20 protein-coding genes are annotated in these 18,128 nt (G+C 47.8%); 10 read left to right on the top strand and 10 right to left on the bottom strand.

The window, feature by feature from the left end; all coding sequences use genetic code 11:
- Positions 1–263: 263 nt before the first annotated feature.
- Together H6F76_RS20205 and H6F76_RS20200 are read left to right on the top strand one after the other, a co-directional pair.
- The gene (locus H6F76_RS20205) at positions 264–818 is read left to right on the top strand and encodes an outer membrane beta-barrel protein (RefSeq protein ID WP_190511001.1); all 555 of its coding nucleotides are present in this window, start codon (positions 264–266) and stop codon (positions 816–818) included.
- 462 nt (positions 819–1,280) lie between these two features.
- Positions 1,281–2,114 (top strand): histidine kinase, encoded by an 834-nt coding sequence (locus tag H6F76_RS20200; RefSeq protein WP_190447904.1) that lies wholly within the window; start codon positions 1,281–1,283, stop codon positions 2,112–2,114.
- Positions 2,115–2,339: 225 nt separating this feature from the next.
- Here the strand turns inward: H6F76_RS20200 and H6F76_RS20195 are convergent, their stop codons facing one another.
- The gene (locus H6F76_RS20195) at positions 2,340–2,936 is read right to left on the bottom strand and encodes a DUF4126 domain-containing protein (RefSeq protein ID WP_190510999.1); all 597 of its coding nucleotides are present in this window, start codon (positions 2,934–2,936) and stop codon (positions 2,340–2,342) included.
- A 226-nt stretch (positions 2,937–3,162) separates the two neighbouring features.
- Here H6F76_RS20195 and H6F76_RS20190 point away from each other — a divergent pair, with 226 nt between their 5' ends.
- From H6F76_RS20190 to H6F76_RS31590, 4 genes are all read left to right on the top strand, one after another.
- Positions 3,163–4,068 carry an acyl-CoA desaturase gene (locus tag H6F76_RS20190; protein WP_190510997.1) on the top strand — a complete coding sequence of 302 codons (906 nt, stop codon included), beginning with the start codon at positions 3,163–3,165 and terminating at the stop codon, positions 4,066–4,068.
- 439 nt (positions 4,069–4,507) lie between these two features.
- Positions 4,508–5,641, top strand: coding sequence for a class I SAM-dependent methyltransferase (locus tag H6F76_RS20185; RefSeq protein ID WP_190510995.1), 1,134 nt, complete (start codon positions 4,508–4,510; stop codon positions 5,639–5,641).
- Positions 5,642–6,463 carry an alpha/beta fold hydrolase gene (locus H6F76_RS20180; RefSeq protein ID WP_242036761.1) on the top strand — a complete coding sequence of 274 codons (822 nt, stop codon included), beginning with the start codon at positions 5,642–5,644 and terminating at the stop codon, positions 6,461–6,463.
- Positions 6,464–6,595: 132 nt separating this feature from the next.
- The gene (locus H6F76_RS31590; RefSeq protein ID WP_347276081.1) at positions 6,596–6,745 is read left to right on the top strand and encodes a DUF167 domain-containing protein; all 150 of its coding nucleotides are present in this window, start codon (positions 6,596–6,598) and stop codon (positions 6,743–6,745) included.
- Positions 6,746–6,756: 11 nt separating this feature from the next.
- On the opposite strand, the gene H6F76_RS20170 is transcribed toward H6F76_RS31590, so the two are convergent.
- Entirely contained in the window at positions 6,757–7,881 is a 1,125-nt protein-coding gene (locus H6F76_RS20170) for a DNA topoisomerase IB (RefSeq protein WP_190510994.1), read from the bottom strand.
- Positions 7,882–8,039: 158 nt separating this feature from the next.
- Between H6F76_RS20170 and H6F76_RS20165 the strand changes: the two genes are divergently transcribed.
- From H6F76_RS20165 to H6F76_RS20155, 3 genes are all read left to right on the top strand, one after another.
- The gene (locus H6F76_RS20165) at positions 8,040–8,819 is read left to right on the top strand and encodes a photosystem II S4 domain protein (RefSeq protein WP_190447913.1); all 780 of its coding nucleotides are present in this window, start codon (positions 8,040–8,042) and stop codon (positions 8,817–8,819) included.
- Positions 8,820–9,127: 308 nt separating this feature from the next.
- A complete protein-coding gene (locus tag H6F76_RS20160) occupies positions 9,128–9,427 on the top strand; it encodes a ferredoxin (RefSeq protein ID WP_190447915.1) in 300 nt (99 codons plus the stop codon).
- A 142-nt stretch (positions 9,428–9,569) separates the two neighbouring features.
- Positions 9,570–9,881 (top strand): hypothetical protein, encoded by a 312-nt coding sequence (locus H6F76_RS20155; protein WP_190510992.1) that lies wholly within the window; start codon positions 9,570–9,572, stop codon positions 9,879–9,881.
- 640 nt (positions 9,882–10,521) lie between these two features.
- On the opposite strand, the gene H6F76_RS20150 is transcribed toward H6F76_RS20155, so the two are convergent.
- From H6F76_RS20150 to gvpA, 7 genes are all read right to left on the bottom strand, one after another.
- Positions 10,522–10,836, bottom strand: a complete 315-nt coding sequence (locus H6F76_RS20150; RefSeq protein WP_190510990.1) for a gas vesicle protein GvpG — start codon at positions 10,834–10,836, stop codon at positions 10,522–10,524.
- 117 nt (positions 10,837–10,953) lie between these two features.
- The gene (locus H6F76_RS20145; RefSeq protein WP_190510988.1) at positions 10,954–11,694 is read right to left on the bottom strand and encodes a GvpL/GvpF family gas vesicle protein; all 741 of its coding nucleotides are present in this window, start codon (positions 11,692–11,694) and stop codon (positions 10,954–10,956) included.
- Between the two features lie 122 nt (positions 11,695–11,816).
- The gene (locus H6F76_RS20140; protein ID WP_347276080.1) at positions 11,817–12,278 is read right to left on the bottom strand and encodes a gas vesicle protein K; all 462 of its coding nucleotides are present in this window, start codon (positions 12,276–12,278) and stop codon (positions 11,817–11,819) included.
- Positions 12,279–12,431: 153 nt separating this feature from the next.
- Complete coding sequence (locus tag H6F76_RS20135) at positions 12,432–12,821, bottom strand: gas vesicle protein (RefSeq protein WP_190510986.1); 390 nt, start codon at positions 12,819–12,821, stop codon at positions 12,432–12,434.
- A 3-nt stretch (positions 12,822–12,824) separates the two neighbouring features.
- Positions 12,825–14,174, bottom strand: coding sequence for a gas vesicle protein GvpN (gvpN, locus tag H6F76_RS20130; RefSeq protein ID WP_190510984.1), 1,350 nt, complete (start codon positions 14,172–14,174; stop codon positions 12,825–12,827).
- Between the two features lie 128 nt (positions 14,175–14,302).
- Complete coding sequence (locus H6F76_RS20125; protein ID WP_190510983.1) at positions 14,303–15,304, bottom strand: hypothetical protein; 1,002 nt, start codon at positions 15,302–15,304, stop codon at positions 14,303–14,305.
- Between the two features lie 165 nt (positions 15,305–15,469).
- Positions 15,470–15,688, bottom strand: coding sequence for a gas vesicle structural protein GvpA (gene gvpA, locus H6F76_RS20120; RefSeq protein ID WP_106257461.1), 219 nt, complete (start codon positions 15,686–15,688; stop codon positions 15,470–15,472).
- 334 nt (positions 15,689–16,022) lie between these two features.
- On the opposite strand from gvpA, the gene H6F76_RS20115 reads away from it, so the two are divergent.
- A complete protein-coding gene (locus H6F76_RS20115; protein WP_190511210.1) occupies positions 16,023–16,925 on the top strand; it encodes a ChaN family lipoprotein in 903 nt (300 codons plus the stop codon).
- Positions 16,926–17,058: 133 nt separating this feature from the next.
- Here H6F76_RS20115 and glyQ read toward each other — a convergent pair whose 3' ends face one another.
- Positions 17,059–17,946, bottom strand: coding sequence for a glycine--tRNA ligase subunit alpha (glyQ, locus tag H6F76_RS20110; protein ID WP_190510980.1), 888 nt, complete (start codon positions 17,944–17,946; stop codon positions 17,059–17,061).
- Between the last annotated feature and the right edge of the window lie 182 nt (positions 17,947–18,128).

Here is an 18,128-nt window from a genome sequence, read left to right as displayed (position 1 = left end):
TTTGAGCATTGCTTAATTTGAGTGAAACGTTATACCTAAAAGAGAAGGTAAGACCAATTTGATGTTTTAAATTGCGGAAATTACTCTTTTGGCTGTGTATCTTCCATTGGCATTAATTTGGTAAGAAAACTGCACAAGGATTGTCTATTCCGCAACTTCTTAAAACAGTTAATTCCTTGCTATCTCTGGAACTTCTCTAACTCGTTTTTCGACTTTAGATGTAACTGAGTCAAACGAACTTTAACCCTGTGAGGAACTCTACTATGCAACGCGCTCAAACCTTTTCCACCATTCTTCGTAACGCTCTGCCCGCTCGCATCATTGCACTCGCTGCTTTGGCGATCGCACCCGCTATTCTTTCGGCTGGCGCTGCCTCTGCTCGACCCATTACATTTAACGACAGCTATATTGGTGCAGGTGTTTCTGCTGGCGTAACAAACGGTGGACAAAACGGTGATGCTGCTACCTTGGGCGGTAATATTCAAGGTCGCTTCGCCGTTCCCAATGCACCTATTTCTGTACGAGGTGCCGTTTTGTTTAGTGATGAAAGTGCAGCCATTATGCCCCTTCTCACCTACGATGTGCCCGTCTCTGACAACGCTAATATCTATGCTGGAGCCGGTTATTCCTTCGCTGACAAAGAAGGCAAGCCCTCTCCATTAGGTAACAAGAACGCTCCCGTTCTTACTGCTGGTGCTGAAGCAGGTATTGGCAGAAACGTTGTTGTTTATGGCGATGCCAAGTGGGGCATTGATGCCTACAAGAACAGCCCTGCTGATGCTCTAAGCTTCCAAGCTGGTGTCGGTTATCGCTTTTAGGTTAGATATGGCTAGTAGTTCCATCTAGTCGCATCTAATTGGTACGCAGAGTTAAGAACGCGGAGAAAGGGAGGCAATGCTGACCCTACTCCGCGTTTTTGTTGATTGCCTTACTTAATCGTCGTCGGGCATAGCTAAACCAAAGCTGATTGGGACAATGATTTTGCCCTTTTGGACAACTATCTTTTCTGCCTTTTCTGCAAATACTGAGGAAAATGATAAAGGCTAGTCTTCTAAAGCGCACCTGCTTTCGGTTTCTACGACTAATTGTGGGTGGCTTTCCTACCTCTGGAGGGACGTAATTTACGATCGTCTTTGGCAAGATGAAGATGAGCAGTCAGGTGATGGTTAATCATAAATTGTTTCTAGACGCAGCTTTTTGGCAAGGTTGATAAAACGTTTGAAGCTGAATCACATTTAATTCTGACTGATCAATCTATCTCAACTCAGGAGTTTGTAACGATGTCTACTCCAGTTAAAGAAAAGCTTTCAACTGATCTAAAGCAAGTCAAAGAAGTTGGTAAACTACGCAGTGATCGCGTACGTGAAATCATTCGTGCGGCTGTGTCGCAAGTCACTCACGAAGTCCAAGAAGGGTCCCGTGATTTTCGCTCGGTTATAAAAGACGTTTTTTCCTCTGCGATCACAAGTTTGCAAGAAAACGGCAAGGAAACCAAAGAAGAAATTGAAGCATCGATCGAAGGCATTGTGGATGGTATCAGCAGTGCCCGTCAGCAAAAAATTGCCGAAACGGAAGCTGAAGTGAAGCGACTGCAAACAAAACTTTCGGCACAACAAGATGAGTTAGAGCAAGAGATCGCGACTGGCTTAGAAGGTATTCAAGATGCCGCTAGTACAGCGCCTACGAAAGTCAAGGCAATGGTTGAAGATGCCATTGGAACCTTCCAAAATAGCGAAGAAGCAGCGTTACTGAAAAAGCGTTATGCCCAATTGCAAGCTCAGGCTGCCCTCTTACGTGCGACGTTAGCGGCTCGGTCTGAGTCCTACTACGATCAGGCGCAAGGTCATTTGGATGATGCCAAGCATTGGTATAGTAAGGCGCGTCCTAAAGCCGAAGCTGCTAAAGGTCAGGCAGATCATAAATTTGCACAGCTTGAACAGCAAATTAGTGAAGCCGGAGGAGCTCTTGCTCGTCGGGAGCGTGAAGTCCGTAAGCTGCTGAGCGCCCTGCTGCATCGCGCTTCGGAAGCTGTGAAAGAGGATGACGCGACAATCACGACGCGCCCAACGCACCAGCTACCGCCCACCCCTAGCGATCGCTCGATCGAACCATAAGCTCGTTTAAGCGGCTCTTCTACAAACGGCATAAAGCGCCCTTAGCTTCGAACAGCAGTCAGCAAACAACTGGCTGCTGTCTTGCTATGTGATTGGGATTGCAGTCACATAGTGGTTACTGCGCCAGCTCTAAGATTTGTCCAGTAGAAGCCTGCTGCAAGAGTATTGTTTAAGGAGCGACTTGAGGATCTTTTAGAGAAGAGGGGCTAGAAGTAATCGCGTCCTCTAATCTGGGTCTTGCTTGTAGCGTCTTGGGCGTGTGCGATCGCTTGCCTTAGCTTGGTCGAGATACCAGCGTCGCCACTCTTTAGAACTACGAATTGCCAGCCACAGCAGTAGTAGAGCAATTAAACCGCCCTGCCGTGGTGCGTCCAGTGCAAACAGCACCAGCACAAAACAGAGGGCATCTTGCGCAAAGACGACCCAAAGGGGAATTTTCTGCAAGCGGTAAAACCAACCGACTTGCACCAGTTGCAGTACCAACGCGACCAGTCCGCCAATGCCACCAAGCAACCATACCAGCCAGGTAGGAATGCCTGCCGCCTGAGCGACTGCCATGCCCATAATGGCACCCACTAAAGGACTAAATAGGAGCTGAACTAGGTGGAGCGATCGCTGCCCCAGCCGATCTTTTGACGCAAAAATTTCTACCAAAGACCAACTGACTAGCACCCCCAACACAACGGGCGGTGAAAGGCGAGATAACAATGGCACTTGCGACCACAGGTCTCCCCCGTATAGCAAGCCAATTAAGAGCAGTGGGAGCGCAATTCTCATACCTCCTGCGGCAGATGCAGAAAGCACAGCCAGTATTTCAATCATAGGAATGGTTGAACTAGATTTAGCTCCTTTCGCTGCCAGAAGTCAGTGAATCGAGTTCACGGTAGCAGTGGCATTCTGCTACTTCTAGTTTGACTTTTTTTACACCACTCTAGTTTGACTTTTTTTACACCACTATGGAGCAAAGTGTGAGCAGACATAATGTTGAGTCAAGCTCGACTGCTATCTTGCCTTTCTCGTTCACCGCTTTAAGGAATCTAAACGCTTAATGAAGCCGTACTCGCAACTCACCGTTGTTTCTTACATCATCGGTCCTATGTTGATCGTGGTGAGTCATTTTGGGGCACTACTCGTGCTGTTTACTGGCTTATCCTGGGGCGCGATCGCCTGGGCAGTGCTACTCTACGTCACTCGAATGTTTGCCACGACTGGCATTTATCACAGGTTGTTAACGCACAAGAGCTATCAAGCGCCAGCGCCAGTCTTGTGGCTAGGTAGCATTGTAGCTGCCGCCGCTGGTCAAATGGGACCTAGTTGGTGGAAGGCTCACCATACAAGGCATCATCAATTCTCTGACCAGAATCACGATCCGCACTCGCCGTACCAACCCTTTAAAGGTGCAAGAGGCTTTTGGTGGTCTCAAGCGGGGTGGCTCTTCTCTTCAGAATTTTTGCCTGCAAAGTTGCCCCCTGATGTTGAGAGCGATGTTGTGATGAGGCTGATCGATCGACTGCACTTTGTTCCTACCCTTGCGCTTGGTCTGCTTTCCTATTTCCTAGGTGGCATGGAATATCTCGCTGCTTTTTTCCTCAGCACGACCGTTCTCTTTCACGGTGTCGCCTTGGTTAACTCACTAACTCATACGGTGGGAGATCAACCGTTTATCACAAACGATCACAGCCGCAATAATTGGTTCGTTGCGATTGTTGCCTTGGGTGAAGGCTGGCACAATCTGCATCATGCGTTTCAGTCATCCGCTCGCCACGGCATCACTTTGCAAATGGGGCAAGTCGCCTATTTGCCAGATCCCACCTTTGAGTTGATCAAATTGCTTGAGTTTTTCAATCTAGCATCAAAAATTCGAGTGCCATCCGAAAAAGAATTGCTTGAACGGGCAAAAGATTACAGCTACCAAAAAGTAGCGCTTGCTACTGAAGCAGAGACATTAATTTAAATTCCGCCTACAGTTGCAAAATTCTTCAGAATGACTATAATTTCTCGGAGAGATGAAATATTTTCTTCGGGAGATTCTTCGCTAAGAGTCGCTTCGTTAATTGTAAATAAAAGCTACTAAAAATCATTAAGTAAAACGATCATTCAACAGGAGTGATTAAACGTTATAGCGGATGAAATTATTTTTGCTGAACGCTTAGCATGAGATGTAAAGCTAAGAGCTAAAAACAATACAAGACAAATTCTTAGAAAGTAAGTCGTTGAAAGCAAAGAGGATAGTCTGGTCTTAACAATTCTTCAGTTGAATACGATGGAATAATTGGAATCTTTCTCATACGCTTTCAGTATGTGTTCCACGGTGGACTCCTACGTGGGCTGCACCATTGATTTACTAAGTTTCAAGATTCACTGAACAGTACTTTAAGTGGAGAGCAGACAAAATGACTTCTGTAAGCGCCTTTCCAACCATTCGGAAACATCTTCCTATTACAGGCGATATTAACTTTAAAACGCCACTTGCCTATCAAGCCACACGAGGGGCAGCGAGAGCCGTCAACACCGCTCAAATGGCACTAGCAGAAGCTTATATTAATGGCTTGGAAGTGCCAGATTCGGTTGTGCGATCGATGATTCATACTTCCATGCCTTTGTTGTTTCAACACTGCCCTGGTCTGCTTGCTCCTTACCAATGGGTGCTCAATGAAACTGACCATATTGCTGAAGGATCACGAGAGCTGATGAAGGTTCAATACGATCGTCCTCAGGCAATGTTAAATCAAATGTTGGGCAACTGGGAAGTGATTTATCCCAAGTACAGCATGGGTTTGTGGGAACGTGGCGCGGTGGATTTAGAAGAATCACAAAAGCACATGATCGATCAGGTGATTGAGCGCTTAGAGATTAAAGATGGCGATAATATTTTGGATTTTGGTTGTGGCTGGGGCTGTGTGCCCAACTATATTCTTTCCAAGTTTCCCAACGTACGCTTTACAGGGTTGAACTTGAGCCATGAGCAATGTGAGTATATGCGTCAAAAGATGCAAGATCCTAAGAGCTATTTAAGTTCTGGTCGCTTTACACTGTGTGAAGGTGATTTGAATGAGGTTCAGTTTGAAGAGAAGTTCGACAAGATTCTGTCGATCGGAGTCTTTTGTCATGTTGGTAATATGACGAATGCATTTCAGAAGTTAGCATCCTTGCTTAAGAGCGGTGGCAAGGTTTTTATTCACATCATCACGGCGCGCATTCCTAACAATATGTCGTCTGGTTTTACGCACAAATATATCTTTCCACATGGCCGCTATTGGAATTATGATGCAGTGCCGAACCACAACCGGGATCTGAAAACAATCAATCGGTGGTATCTCAACGGCTCTAATTACCACAAGACGCTGACAGACTGGTTGCACCGCTTTGACGCTAGTCAAGAGCTTGTGAAGCATCTGGACTATGGCATGGATTATGCTAAATTCCGACGGATTTGGCGCTTCTATCTGCTGCTGCTAGGAACGATCTTTGAGTCGTGCGAAGGTGAATACAATGGGAATGGTCAATATCTCCTGGTTCATACGTAATTGCACAAAAAGCAAATTCTTACCCTGCGATCGAATCTGATAGCCGGTCAGGCTTCTCACACAGCCGCCTACCTGGAGCAAGGCAATGGTATGCCGCTTCTGATGCTCCACGGCTTTTTGGGCGATGCAACAAACTGGCTGCCGCTGATGGAACGGTTAGCCCCACACGTTCGCTGCATTGGTCTTGATTTGTTAGGTTTTGGCAACTCTGCCAAACCACCTATTCGTTACGACATTGCCCAGGAAGTTGCGTTTGTGCATCAAGTCTTAGCAGACTTAAACATTGAGTCTTGCTATATACTGGGGCATTCCTTTGGCGGCTGGGTGGGTGCTGCTTATGCGCTAGCATATCCAGCCGCAGTCAAAGGGCTTTTGCTGGCGGCTCCTGCTGGCATTCGCGACGATAGCTTTTGTGGACGATATGACCATCTGCGTCCGCTGCTCTGGCGCACTCCAGTTGTTGATTGGGCGTTAGCTTTGGCATCCCCGATCGCTGCTCTCATTGGGCAGCGTCCAGCCGTAGAGCAGATTGCCTGGTTTCGACGGGAACTGATGGTACAACCGGCTGCCTGCTCCTTTTTGCTCGATCGCCTTCGGCCTGAAGACGCGATCGACACGGTAGAGAAGGACATTTATCGTCTGCAAGTGCCAACGTTGGTGATCACAGGCGATCGTGACGAAACGATTCCTCTCTGGCACTCACAGACGTATGCTGACCAGATACCAGATGCCAAACTGGCAATTATTCCTGGTGCTGATCACGCTTTGCCGCAAAAGTATGCGGCTGAATTAGCGTCTCTTATCCTGCCGTTCTTGAGCTAGGCATGATCCTTACTAACATCGCTTAATCGATCTCACTCATGCTTTTCACCGCGCCCAATGAATGCAGCATCAAGGTTTAACCCAACTCCAAACGACGCTTGATTCAAAACGGGACGATGAAAGCCTTACACTGTGGCTGAAGTTCTTTCCGGTAGACACGGCAAAGCGAATCAAGAACTCATCCAATTACTAGCGGAAGCATTGGGTGTAACGAAAGCGTATATCCGTATCAAGCAAGACGCAACGTCAAGAACAAAGCGCGTTGCGGTTGATGTCGCTTAAATTGATAGCGCTTAAGCTACTACTTTTTGCTGCAACTCTTGCATTAACTGTTGTTCTAGCATCGCTACAACGGCTAGTTCTTCAGGTTTAAGCGCATGACTCTGTTCAACGATCGTTGCAGCGTGTTCCTCCATAATCTGATGCAAAGACTCATCCTTATATGCGTCTAATATCGCTGGATGAATGTAGTATTTCCGACAGGTTGCAGGGCGATTTCTCAAGTAGGAGGCAACCGTTTTAATCGCCTGCACGATATTCTTCTTAGCACCTGTTTCGGATGTGAACGTACCAATATCTGCCAGTTCTGCGGCGGCTAGTACGGTGCCCGCCCACGTGCGGAAATCTTTTGCCGTAAAGTCTTGTTCCGTAATGGCTCTTAAATAAGCGTTAACATCGCCAGAGTCGATCGCCTGGTACTCTCCAGTCGCATCACGGTACTGAAAGAGTTCCTGACCAGGAATATCCTGACAGCGCTTGACGATTTTAGCGAGGCGTTTGTCAGCAAGCTCAATCTCATGTTCAACACCGCTCTTGCCCCGAAAGTGAAATTGAATTTTGGAGCCTTTAATATCAACGTGTTCATCGCGCAATGTAGTCAAACCATAGGATTGATTAGAACGAGCATATTCTTCGTTGCCGACGCGAACACGGGTCAGTTCCATTAAGCGAAGAATCGCCGCCAGCACCTTCTCTTTTGGTAGTCCAGGTAAGGATAAATCATGCTCCAAGCGTTGCCGGATTTGCGGTAGCGATTGGCTAAACACTAACATACGGGTGAATTTACTTTGGTCGCGGATCGATCGCCATAACGGATGATAACGGTATTGCTTACGCCCTTTTGCATCTCGTCCGGTAGCCTGCAAATGTCCATTGGCAAAGGGACAAATCCACACATCTTTGTAGGCGGGTGGAATTGCTAGTGCATCAATACGACGAATCTCATCTGGGTCGCGAATACGCTCGCCGTTGGTGTCAATGTAAGCAAATCCCTTTTTGCCAGAGCGTTTTCGCTGTATTCCCGGTATGTCATCAGTGACGTAACGCAACCCAATCGCCTCGGCAGAAGCGATCGGGTCGGAGGTGACGACCGCTTTAACATGTTTTTGAATGGATCGCTTTTGAGCCTTAAGCCGCATTTAATAATTACAAATAAGGGATAGCTTACTCTCCGTTCTAACGAATTTAGCTAGCCATAAAATCTGCACAACAGTATAGTTTTGCAGCGCTGACAACACAGTAAGCAGTTATGCCTGCTGTCGCTCGCTAGAATAGACTTTTCGCGATCGAAGCTACTATGTTGCCCAGGGAAGAATTATTAAAAGGTGTTGAGAACCGAGAGGTCGTAGCGCGGGCGATCGATCAGGCAGACCAGGCAATTAAAACTTGGGATGTGGTGCAGACTGACTTTCTGTCGCCGCCTGAGATTGCTGATATCCAGCAGATTTTTAGCCGTTTGTCAGAGGTGCAGTTTGTGGCGTGGGGTGGCTACCCGCAGGCAGAACGGCAGCGGTTAGCAATCGCACGCACGGAAATGCCCCTAGACACTACCCATGTTGAAATTGCTGCGCTGGAAATTGCCGGAAACTTTCTGTTTGACCAGGCAAGTCATCGTGATTTTTTAGGTGCACTTCTGGGTACTGGCTTAGTCCGAGAGAAGGTCGGCGATATTATTGTGCTAGGCGAACGTGGCGCGCAGACGATCGCGGTGCCAGAACTGGTTGAATTTCTGGAACTGCATCTCAACCAAGTGCGATCGGTACCTGTAAAAACCCGTCGCCTTGATTTGGCAGAACTCAAAGTACGCGAACCCAAAAAGAAAGAGTTAACGACAGTAGAAGCCTCACTGCGACTGGACGCGATCGCCTCGGCTGGCTTTGGTATGTCGCGCAACAAAATGGCAGACCTGATTAATGGTGGTGATGTGCGCGTTAACTGGAAGGAAATTACCAGCGCGAGCCATGCTGTTAAAGCCAATGACTTGATTGCCATTCGGGGCAAAGGTCGCGTCGAAGTCGGCGAGATCGCTGTAACTAAGAAGGATCGCTACCGCGTGCAACTGACCCGTTTCGTTTAGCTTGTTTAACTGGCTATCCGCAAGCAGACGACATCAACAGCATGAACGCTCATAATTTTTGAGGCAGCTGTGGCTTTCTTCAATCCTGAAGGCACTTTACAGCCATCACTCCAGCCCAATCTTAGGTCGGAAAGCGACTTCTGGCATCTTTGCTTGAAGGATGCAGCCCGCTGCAACGAAACCTAGCCAAGCACGCTCCATCTACAGATTGATTGCTACTGGTACACCATTCAAGGCAGACTACAAAAGCGGTTGTTGGGCAACAGCGATCGTTATTTCAATTTAAAGACCAATCAAAGGATTACGACATGGCAACTTATCAAGTCAGACTCGTCAATGAAGCAGAAGGCTTAGACACTACCATTGATGTGCCTGATGATCAATATATTCTTGATGCCGCTGAAGATAACGGGCTGGATTTACCCTATTCATGCCGAGCGGGTGCTTGCTCTTCTTGCAATGGCAAACTGCTGCAAGGAACAGTTGACCAATCTGACCAATCCTTCTTGGATGATGACCAGATTGCGGCTGGTAATGTCCTGACCTGCTACGCTTATCCAACCTCAGACTGCACCATCCAAACCCACGCCGAAGACGCGCTAATGTAAGGCTTTTTAGCAGAGTCTAAATAAACTGAATGTAGCAGAGGGCTGATGGCTCTCTGCTTTTTCTTTGCCTTTAGTGCGGCACGTCATCACGTTAGCAAATAACAACGATGGGTATCCTAAAAGCACAGTACTAGAAATACCGATGCGCCCTCACCAGACACGCACACACACCCGCCCCATTAGTACAATGCCGCGTCAGAAGACGGAGGCAGCCGCTTATTTAGATCTTTATAAGCTGGTAAATGAGAAGACTCGCCTCCAAAAGGAGTTTCAAGCGTTAGAAGAACGGCGCGATCGCATCCAAAGTCGTCTAGCAGGGCTGGATGTCGAAATTGATGCACTCGAAAAAAGCGCTCACCAATTGCGCGATGCGGCTCCGGTCGAACCAGCGGCGATCGTCTGTCCGAAAGCAACTGCCGCAGATGATCCAAACACGTTGGTGCTTGAGTATTGATTTAAGAGCGACCAGCTAAATGACCAATGAGTCATTAAACTTACGTCAAACACCCTAATCGTAAAAGGCTCTTTGAGTTTTTTTGATCACTCTGTCGTTTTTGTCAAACTGAACCGTCAACTGAAACCAGGCAAAATCCCCCCAAAGCGCAGCCCCATCACTCCCATAGCTCCATGTAGCTCCCTCTGCCGAACAAAACGTCCTCTCACTCGCACAAAAGTTCGGGCTAGACCCATCGGGGGGCGGGATTAACCTCAAAACCTCCGTTTGAGTCATTCCAGGCTGAATGCGATCAAACCCTGCTTGTGTAAAACCTTGTGGTAATCGCGTGTCAATCAACGGATTGAGAACGAATACACTCTCCGTAGATCCCTGAATAAAAAAATCCGCACCCAGAGTAAGCAATATCAAAAATATCAAGACTGGCGCAATTTTCCCCATTGCTCTAATGCTTTAGTTTGAGCCGAAGCAGCGGTTTAAAGTAAATGCTGTTTATGCTGTTTCAGGTCAAGTATAGGCAGGTTTGCGATCGCTTACTTCTTCTTCACCCAAAATTTTTGTAAGGCTAAATAGCTAAATAATGTTAACTACTGATAGCTAAATGATTGCGTCTTGCTCATCAGTCATTTAAGGCTTTCGTCTAAACACCCTCAGTCAGTTGTTGTGCTGCCACTTCTATTGCTTCTGCTGCTTCTATTTCTGCTGCTTCTGCCGCTTCCATTTCAGCCTCGGCACGCAGGTTATCTTCGAGCACCTGAATTGCTAACAGTAATTCTTCTTCTTGAACTTCAAACTCGTCTTCAGGGATGTCACCCATATCAAAGGCAAGTTGCAATGCCAAAAGTCGTTTACCAAGATTTTCTGTAGCATCAAATTCAGCATCAGCACGCTGTTGAATTTGTTCAGCTATCCAGCCCATACCTGTAACGGGGGCGAAGAGGAGTTTGAGGAGCATAGGGGCAGGGGAAAGGATAAAGGATAAAAAATGAAATTCTGATTGAGTTGGTTTAGCCTTTAGCTTTTAGCCTTGCAAGACTTAGCTTCTGGCTTCTGCTTTTCCTAACAACTACATCTACTCCAGCCGATCAAGCTGAGCAAAGTTAAATGGTGCAGTGAAGTTGTTGTAGCGAATTTTGAGGCGACCATCGAAGTGGCTGTCTAGCGTCTCAACCTGAGTGCTGAAATTAGGTTCTGCCTCCCATGGAATCAGGTAAGCGGCGTTGTAAATCATGGCTTCAGTCAATGTGTCGTTCTCAACTCGCTCGCCTGCTAGTGGATTGAGCGTTTCCTGAAAGGTATGAATGATAGCCTGTTTGCGGTCAGTCATGGCACGTTCGATCGCTTGTCCGATCGCTACAACCTCATCCATGCCCAACGTTCGACCTTCCATGCTGTCTCGCTTTTCTCTCAGCGGCTCATTCTCTGCCAGCAGCATTTGCAGTTCACGATCGGCTTCCCAAAACACTTTCACTCCAACTTCGCGCTGTCCGTCGAGTTTAGCAAACAGCTTCTCCAAGCCTTGACTGTAGGGCGCGGTTAACTGCTGTGTCACGGTTGCCCAATCGTCAATCACTAACCCAAACTGAAGCGGCAAGAGCGTCCGATAACCAACTTCCATTGCTTGTTCCAGCACCTTTTCATGCCCTAACAAATTGCGTCGGCTTGCTAGGTAGCGGTCTTGTTGCGCTTCTGAATATAAAAAGGTGAAATCATCGACAATCTGTGTCTGCACAGGTTGCTTATCGAGACCTTCGAGCTGCAAATTCTGCGGACCGGGGGTAGGAAAAATGCCGTAAAGATAGAGTCTGGTCATAACGGGGGAGGTATACGAAGCAGGGAGGTGTCAGATGGCGCGATCGCCATACCTGCGATCAACGTTCATCTCTGTTCATTTCTATAGTTCCCCTTCCAAGCATGCCCCCTAACGTCTGGGTTCTAAATTGGTTTTGCCGTTAAGACTAATTGCAATTTTGCATGAATCAGGTCAATGTTTGCCAATCCCAAATCGACATTACCTTGCAGAACAACGCCTGTGTTCAGGAGACGATCAAGGAGTTCTAAAATAGTTGGGTGGGCGGTGCTTTCACCGGGGTAGTAGCCACCTGCTTTTGGTAAAAGGGTGCCAACTTCACCTAGATCAATGTTTAAGTCAGCGGGATCAATCTCAAAAATGCCGCAAATTTCGATGACTTGCTCTTCCAATTTGCGGAGGCTTTCGGCAGCACGTTCGAGGTCTTCATCACTTAGGTCGCCTGTTTCCATGCGCCGAATGACCTGTGCCTCCATTAGTTGGCGCACTAGTTCCACAATGGTGAGCAGCAGAGGAGCCAAGCCAGCATCCTTACTAGCTTTAGGCGAAGTGGCAATAGCCTGAATAGGAAGATCAGAAGCGGTCACGCAGTTTCCAAATATAGTTGCCTGCTTCTATCTTGCTTGATTTTGCGATCGACAGCCAAAAAACCGGGGTTCTAAGCTAGCCGACCGCGTTTAAACAACCACTTGCTATTAAAGAATCCCGGTTTCTAACGTATAGAGCGGATGGCGCTAGGCTTAGGCTGTTGGTACTGACTGGCTGGCTGGCGCTGGGCGAAGCGATCGCAATTCGGTTTCCAGGCTCTCTACTCGTTGCATCAATTGCTGGTTCGCCTCAATCAGATTTTGAGACTGAGCGCTAAAGTGAGGATTATTCTCCCACCAGTTGATGCCCATTTCTCGCGCTTTGTCGACCGAGGCAATGAGCAGCCGAATGCGAATGGTAAGCAGCTCTGTTGTGGCAACGGAAACGGAGATATCGCCAGCAATGACAATACCTTTATCTAACACTCGTTCCAGTACATCTGCCAACGTCGAGCCTGAGGTCGAGGTCGAAATCGATCGCGCTGAGTCTTTGGTAGATGACGGTGTGTTGGGGTAGCTTCTTGTCGGTATAGCAGCAGTCATAGCTTAAGCCTCTGAAGGAAGATAGAGTCGATCGCGTAGCAAGACGCTACCCTTTTCTGCAAGCAAGCGTAAAACATCTACTGTGCGGAAGCGATCCAGTGCCAGGGCTTGCTCAATCTGAGACAGTCGTGCTCCATTGACTTGCTTAAGATAAGCAAGAATTTCCTGCTCATAGGGAATGACTTCTTCTATTGCGGGAACGATCGCTTCGATTACTGCTTCTTGAATGGGTGCTACCGACTCAGATGGTGTCACTATAATCGGCATTTCATTCGGGCTGTCCGTCGGCTCTTCCGTTGCAATCACGATCAGCGGAGCTGTTTCAGCTGTCAGCGCTTCTGCTGCTAGTGCTTCCAGGTCTTCTGCAATTGCGGCGGCTTGAGCGATCGCCACATCCGATGAACCAACAGCCAGACCGTAAGGTGAAGCATTCTGCTCTGTCTCACTTAGTTCTGTCTCGACCAGGTTCATGCTGATTGTTTCATTCAGCAGTTCCCATAGAATTTGGGTTGCTTCCTTTAAAGGCAAGCTGGAGCGAGAGAGGAGGACATCGGAACAAAGATCACGGAAATCAGCATTGCTAGGCGTTGCTAAAATCTCATGGTCGTGACAAACCTTGCCTAACATTAGGCAAGACCGCAAGCCAGAAGACTTCTCATTATTGGTGCGGATACGGAATTCTTTGACTAGGCGCACGATAAGCAGCGCACTTGCACGATCGACTTCTGTTTTTTGCACCAAAATTTCTTGCTGCGTCAGCTCATCTGGCTCAGGCATACTGATAGTCACCAGCCGATCCATCAAAGCATCTTGCGTCGCATGAACACCACAGTATTCGTCTGGGTTAGATGTGAAAATGGCACGAAAATGGGGACTGACCCGAACATACTCGCTACGGCTATTGCTAGGTGGTAATACCAGTAGTTTCTCCTCCAACGCTGACAGTAGGACGTTGTTGACCTCTGGACGCGAGCGGTTGAACTCGTCATACACCAGGGTAAAACCTTCACGGCAGGCAAGCGTGAGGCGAGAATCAGCCCAGTTTTGCCGCACTTCATCTTCGACTTTGACAACGCTGTGAATGTAGTTATCAACTACTCGCTTGCGCGTATAGCCCGACTGATTGCCAATTAGGTCAGATGTTTTGAACTCGTCATCACCAAAAATCAACATGAGTGGGCGGGCAAGCAGATCAGCCAAATGCAATGCTAGCGTTGTTTTACCGGTTCCAGCAGGACCACGTAAATGGACAGAGTAGCCAGATTGCAAATAGCGCAGAGCACGGCTAGCAACTCGTTCAACAGCAGGAGTACTAACAAATCGACGGGGGCTAGCTCGAAGTATAGTCGTCACGGTTTAACCTCTGAGTGGGGTTCGGGGAGTCGGTGTGAGGGGATGTAGGGTCTGAGAGTGTAAGGTGGTGCGCTACAGGGCTAGATGTGCTTAGCGCTGCATGGATTCTTCTTCCCTGCTTCCTTTCTTCACGTATGGGCAAGATGTCCTTGAGCAAGATAGATGCGATCACGCTGGGTAATTAAGCCTTTTTTAATCAGCGATCGTAGAGCATCTACGGCTTGAAAACGGCTTAGATTAAGCGCCCTTTCAATTTCTGTAAGTCTTGCGCCTTGTGCATTTTGGATGTAAGCATAAACTTCCTTTTCGCAGCCGATTCCCTCCTGTGACGCCTTCATCACTTTTGCCGGGGACGTAACAGCAACGGCACTGCTATGTTGTGCTTCTACTGTTGCCGGGACAGCTACAGACTCATTCGGTAACACTGCTATGCAACTAGTAGGCTGGTTCCCATTTTTAGTAGAGGCTTGTGCTACTGCTGGTAGCTTTGCAGCAGGGGTTTCGATGTTAGCAGCACTCTCGCCGCCCCAAACAGTATGGTGTAAATCTTGAGAAAACCGTTGCAGTTCTGCTCGAAAGACTGCAAGACGCTGAAATAACGCTTGTGTTTCAGCTTCGCGCTTTGCCCTTCCGTCAATAAGTGCCTGGCTTAACTGCACAGCTTGATTTTCACGAACGGCTTCGAGTTCAATCAGGTAGCTCTGCACGTCTGAACGCAAATCACTAACAAATGCAACCAATTCTTGTTTTAACTGTGGTGCGGCAACGGCTCGTTCTGCTTGCGCCTCTGTAAGAAACGCTGCCGTTTGTTGTTGGAGCATTTGCACAAAGAGATTAAGTTCTGCGGCTAGTTGAGTGGCTTGTACGTAACGTCGATCGCCCGCTGCCGCTAAAAACGATTGCGTTTCTAAATGCAAACGCTGGCAAAACTGCTGTAGTTCAGTGCGGCGTGCTGTGTTTTGACTCCCTAACACCTCACGGAAGAGGCTCAGTTCATGACGCAGTTGGACTGCCTTGGCTTGGCGGTCTTGCCGAGTTGCTGCTAAAGAAGCAGAGACTTCCTGCTGGCGCTGTGTGACTTCCTGCTGACGTTGCTGTTGCTGTTGCTGCCAGGAATTCTTTAAAGACATTGTTAAAACTCCTCCCCGTTATGATGGGGAATGATCGACTAACAAGTAAGCTGGGAAACCCCCTGGTTTCCCAGCAGCCAACAAACTGCTTGCGGTTTGTTGGGAGTGAGCTTGAATGTCGATCGGCTGTATGTACCCATCGACGTTGACAAACAGTTGAAGTCACTAAGCAGCGGGAACTGCGGCTTGAGCGGTCAAACCAACTGCTTCGGCATACTTTAGGTAGGTTTCGACAGAGGCAATTACGATGCGAGCTTCGATCGATAGCAGTTCAATACCTACTAAAGACACCCGAACCCAAGCATCAATGACGATGCCTTTGTCCAAAATGCGATCAACGACTTCAGCCAAGCTAGAGGAGGAATTTACTTTTTCAACAGCCATGATTTTTACCTTTGACGGATAGATGGAACTTGGTACGCCTCACCTCTCCCCGTAATATGGTTCGACATGGGTTTTGGCTTCCAGTCCCAGGATAGGCAGTGGAGTCATAGAAACAACTGTCGCAATCACTGAACCTCTACTTAAGCTCTTTTCGTTTCTTCGCGAAATTACTGAGCGATTGCAATTCATTTATGGGAAGAGGGTGCCATGTTAACGAAGGTTACGAAGAATTACTTGCTTTTGTCCCTTGTATCAAAAACCTTGTGTTAACTAACAGGTGCAGGTTTATAGCGTTATGCCATCAGTAATAACTCGCCAAGTAGCTCAACTTGGAATGTGCTTGCTAAGCCTTTCGTTGTTGTGTGCCGCCCCTACTGCTGCCGTACTGTCTACTGCTGCACCTGATGCTGCTAAACCAACTGTAGTATCAGCAGTATCAGCGTTTAACCTTTTAAGACAACAGCCTGAAGACCCTACAGCCGTGCTGCAAAAGCTGGCGCAAGCAGATGTTGTTTATTTGGGCGAAATCCACAATCGTTTGGCAGACCATCAGGCTCAGCTTGCGATTGTCCAAGCCCTGCATCAGTTGCGCCCAAAACTGGCGATCGGCATGGAGATGTTCCAGCGTCCGTATCAAGCAGTTTTGGATCGGTATCTTATGGGTGGCTTAACCGAAGCAGCATTGCAAGACCAGAGCCAATATCAGAAACGCTGGGGCTACAGTTGGGACTTTTACGCACCAGTACTCCGTTTCGCAAAAGCTAATGGACTCCCTGTGGTTGCCCTCAATACGCCGACAGAAGTCACCCGCAAAACCTCCCGCAGCGGATTAGAAAGCCTGACACTGGTAGAACGGCGATTTATTCCACCCCGCTCAACGATCGTCCTCGGACCTGATTCCTATCGCGATCGCCTTCAGCAAATTTATGCTGAAATCCATCATGGCAGAAGTAAAAGCGGCAGCTTTGAGCGCTTCTTTCAAGCGCAAGTCCTATGGGATGAAACGATGGCTGACCGTATTGCCCACACGTTACAAAAGCAGCCAGAAACGCTTGTCGTTGTACTAGTGGGGCAGGGGCATATTATCTATGGCGATGGTATTCCAGTACGGGTCGGCCGACGAATGCAGGCAACACGATCACAGCCGCTCAAGCAGATTACACTCTTACTCAACACCGACATGCCTAAAATGCAGAGCGATCGCCCGATTGCTGACTATCTCTGGCATTCTCAGTAAAGACGATCGTTCTAACCAAATTCTTGTGAGAAAGTTGGTTACGTACTCAAGCTAAATTCGAGATAAGCAGAAGCTTTTATGTCAATACAACTGCTTAAATTGGTTGGCATTGCCCGCAAATCTTAAGCGTGTCCTAAATTGCTTCAACCTTTTCACCCTTGAACAACGGAAAGCCTAATGTCTCTCGTTGCTTCAAATAAAGCTGCGCCACCTGCCGCGCTAAGTTCCGAATCCGTCCAATGTAGCGCGTGCGCTCCGTTACCGAAATCACACCTCGCGCATCTAGCAAATTAAACGTGTGTGAGCACTTCAGCACATAGTCAAGGCTAGGCAAAACTAACGCTCTTTCTACCAATTGCCTTGCCTCTTGCTCATACAGATTAAAGAGGGTGAACAGCATTTCTGGGTTAGATGCATCAAAGTTGTAAGCTGACTGCTCAATCTCCCCCTGAAGATGCACATCACCATAGGTCACAGCATCATTCCACTGAATTTTTGTAAACGCGTTCACATTTTGGAGGTACATTGTCAATCGCTCCAGTCCATAGGTAATCTCGATTGAGACTGGGCGACAGTCAATCCCACCACACTGCTGGAAGTAAGTGAATTGCGTCACCTCCATTCCGTCTAACCAAACTTCCCAACCAACCCCCCATGCTCCTAAAGTCGGTGACTCCCAGTTATCCTCCACAAATCGAACATCATGGTTCTCTGGTTGAATCCCTAACACCCTCAGAGAATCAAGATACAAATCCTGAATATTGTTCGGTGAAGGCTTCACCAAAACCTGATACTGGTAATAATGCTGATAACGATTGGGATTTTCCCCATAGCGTCCGTCAGTTGGTCGCCTGCATGGCTCTACATATGCTACAGACCATGGCTCGGGACCAATTGCTCTTAAGAACGTATGTGGGCTCATCGTTCCCGCCCCTTTCTCCGTATCGTAAGGCTGAACAATTAAGCAACCGCGATCGCTCCAAAACTTATTCAGCGCAGCAATCACAGCTTGAAAGTACATAACCTCTTCCCTGAACGATACAACGAGATACCTACAATTCTCGCTCAGATGGGGTTCTTGGATGTACCCTCCCAATTTCTTTTTTTTCCTGCTTGACGTTTCCTTCTTCTGTTGTTATGTTAGATAAGCGGTGAGGCAAGCGCAGCGAAAGTGAAGCGAGCCGAGGCCGCCTGAACCTAGAG

Source organism: Leptolyngbya sp. FACHB-321, from assembly GCF_014695975.1.
In the GTDB taxonomy this organism is placed as follows: Bacteria; Cyanobacteriota; Cyanobacteriia; order Leptolyngbyales; family Leptolyngbyaceae; genus Stenomitos.
The sequence above is the reverse complement of the archived record's forward strand: the minus strand, read 5'-3'. Positions and strand labels throughout refer to the sequence as shown.

What these genes read in the sequence shown, in the direction of transcription:
- H6F76_RS20205 (WP_190511001.1), top strand. Translation starts at nt 264, where the DNA reads ATGCAACGCGCTCAAACCTTTTCCACCATTCTTCGTAACGCTCTGCCC.
- H6F76_RS20200 (WP_190447904.1), top strand. Translation starts at nt 1,281, where the DNA reads ATGTCTACTCCAGTTAAAGAAAAGCTTTCAACTGATCTAAAGCAAGTC.
- H6F76_RS20195 (WP_190510999.1), bottom strand. Translation starts at nt 2,936, where the DNA reads ATGATTGAAATACTGGCTGTGCTTTCTGCATCTGCCGCAGGAGGTATG.
- H6F76_RS20190 (WP_190510997.1), top strand. Translation starts at nt 3,163, where the DNA reads ATGAAGCCGTACTCGCAACTCACCGTTGTTTCTTACATCATCGGTCCT.
- H6F76_RS20185 (WP_190510995.1), top strand. Translation starts at nt 4,508, where the DNA reads ATGACTTCTGTAAGCGCCTTTCCAACCATTCGGAAACATCTTCCTATT.
- H6F76_RS20170 (WP_190510994.1), bottom strand. Translation starts at nt 7,881, where the DNA reads ATGCGGCTTAAGGCTCAAAAGCGATCCATTCAAAAACATGTTAAAGCG.
- H6F76_RS20165 (WP_190447913.1), top strand. Translation starts at nt 8,040, where the DNA reads ATGTTGCCCAGGGAAGAATTATTAAAAGGTGTTGAGAACCGAGAGGTC.
- H6F76_RS20160 (WP_190447915.1), top strand. Translation starts at nt 9,128, where the DNA reads ATGGCAACTTATCAAGTCAGACTCGTCAATGAAGCAGAAGGCTTAGAC.
- H6F76_RS20155 (WP_190510992.1), top strand. Translation starts at nt 9,570, where the DNA reads ATGCGCCCTCACCAGACACGCACACACACCCGCCCCATTAGTACAATG.
- H6F76_RS20150 (WP_190510990.1), bottom strand. Translation starts at nt 10,836, where the DNA reads ATGCTCCTCAAACTCCTCTTCGCCCCCGTTACAGGTATGGGCTGGATA.
- H6F76_RS20145 (WP_190510988.1), bottom strand. Translation starts at nt 11,694, where the DNA reads ATGACCAGACTCTATCTTTACGGCATTTTTCCTACCCCCGGTCCGCAG.
- H6F76_RS20135 (WP_190510986.1), bottom strand. Translation starts at nt 12,821, where the DNA reads ATGACTGCTGCTATACCGACAAGAAGCTACCCCAACACACCGTCATCT.
- H6F76_RS20125 (WP_190510983.1), bottom strand. Translation starts at nt 15,304, where the DNA reads ATGTCTTTAAAGAATTCCTGGCAGCAACAGCAACAGCAACGTCAGCAG.
- gvpA (WP_106257461.1), bottom strand. Translation starts at nt 15,688, where the DNA reads ATGGCTGTTGAAAAAGTAAATTCCTCCTCTAGCTTGGCTGAAGTCGTT.
- H6F76_RS20115 (WP_190511210.1), top strand. Translation starts at nt 16,023, where the DNA reads ATGTGCTTGCTAAGCCTTTCGTTGTTGTGTGCCGCCCCTACTGCTGCC.
- glyQ (WP_190510980.1), bottom strand. Translation starts at nt 17,946, where the DNA reads ATGTACTTTCAAGCTGTGATTGCTGCGCTGAATAAGTTTTGGAGCGAT.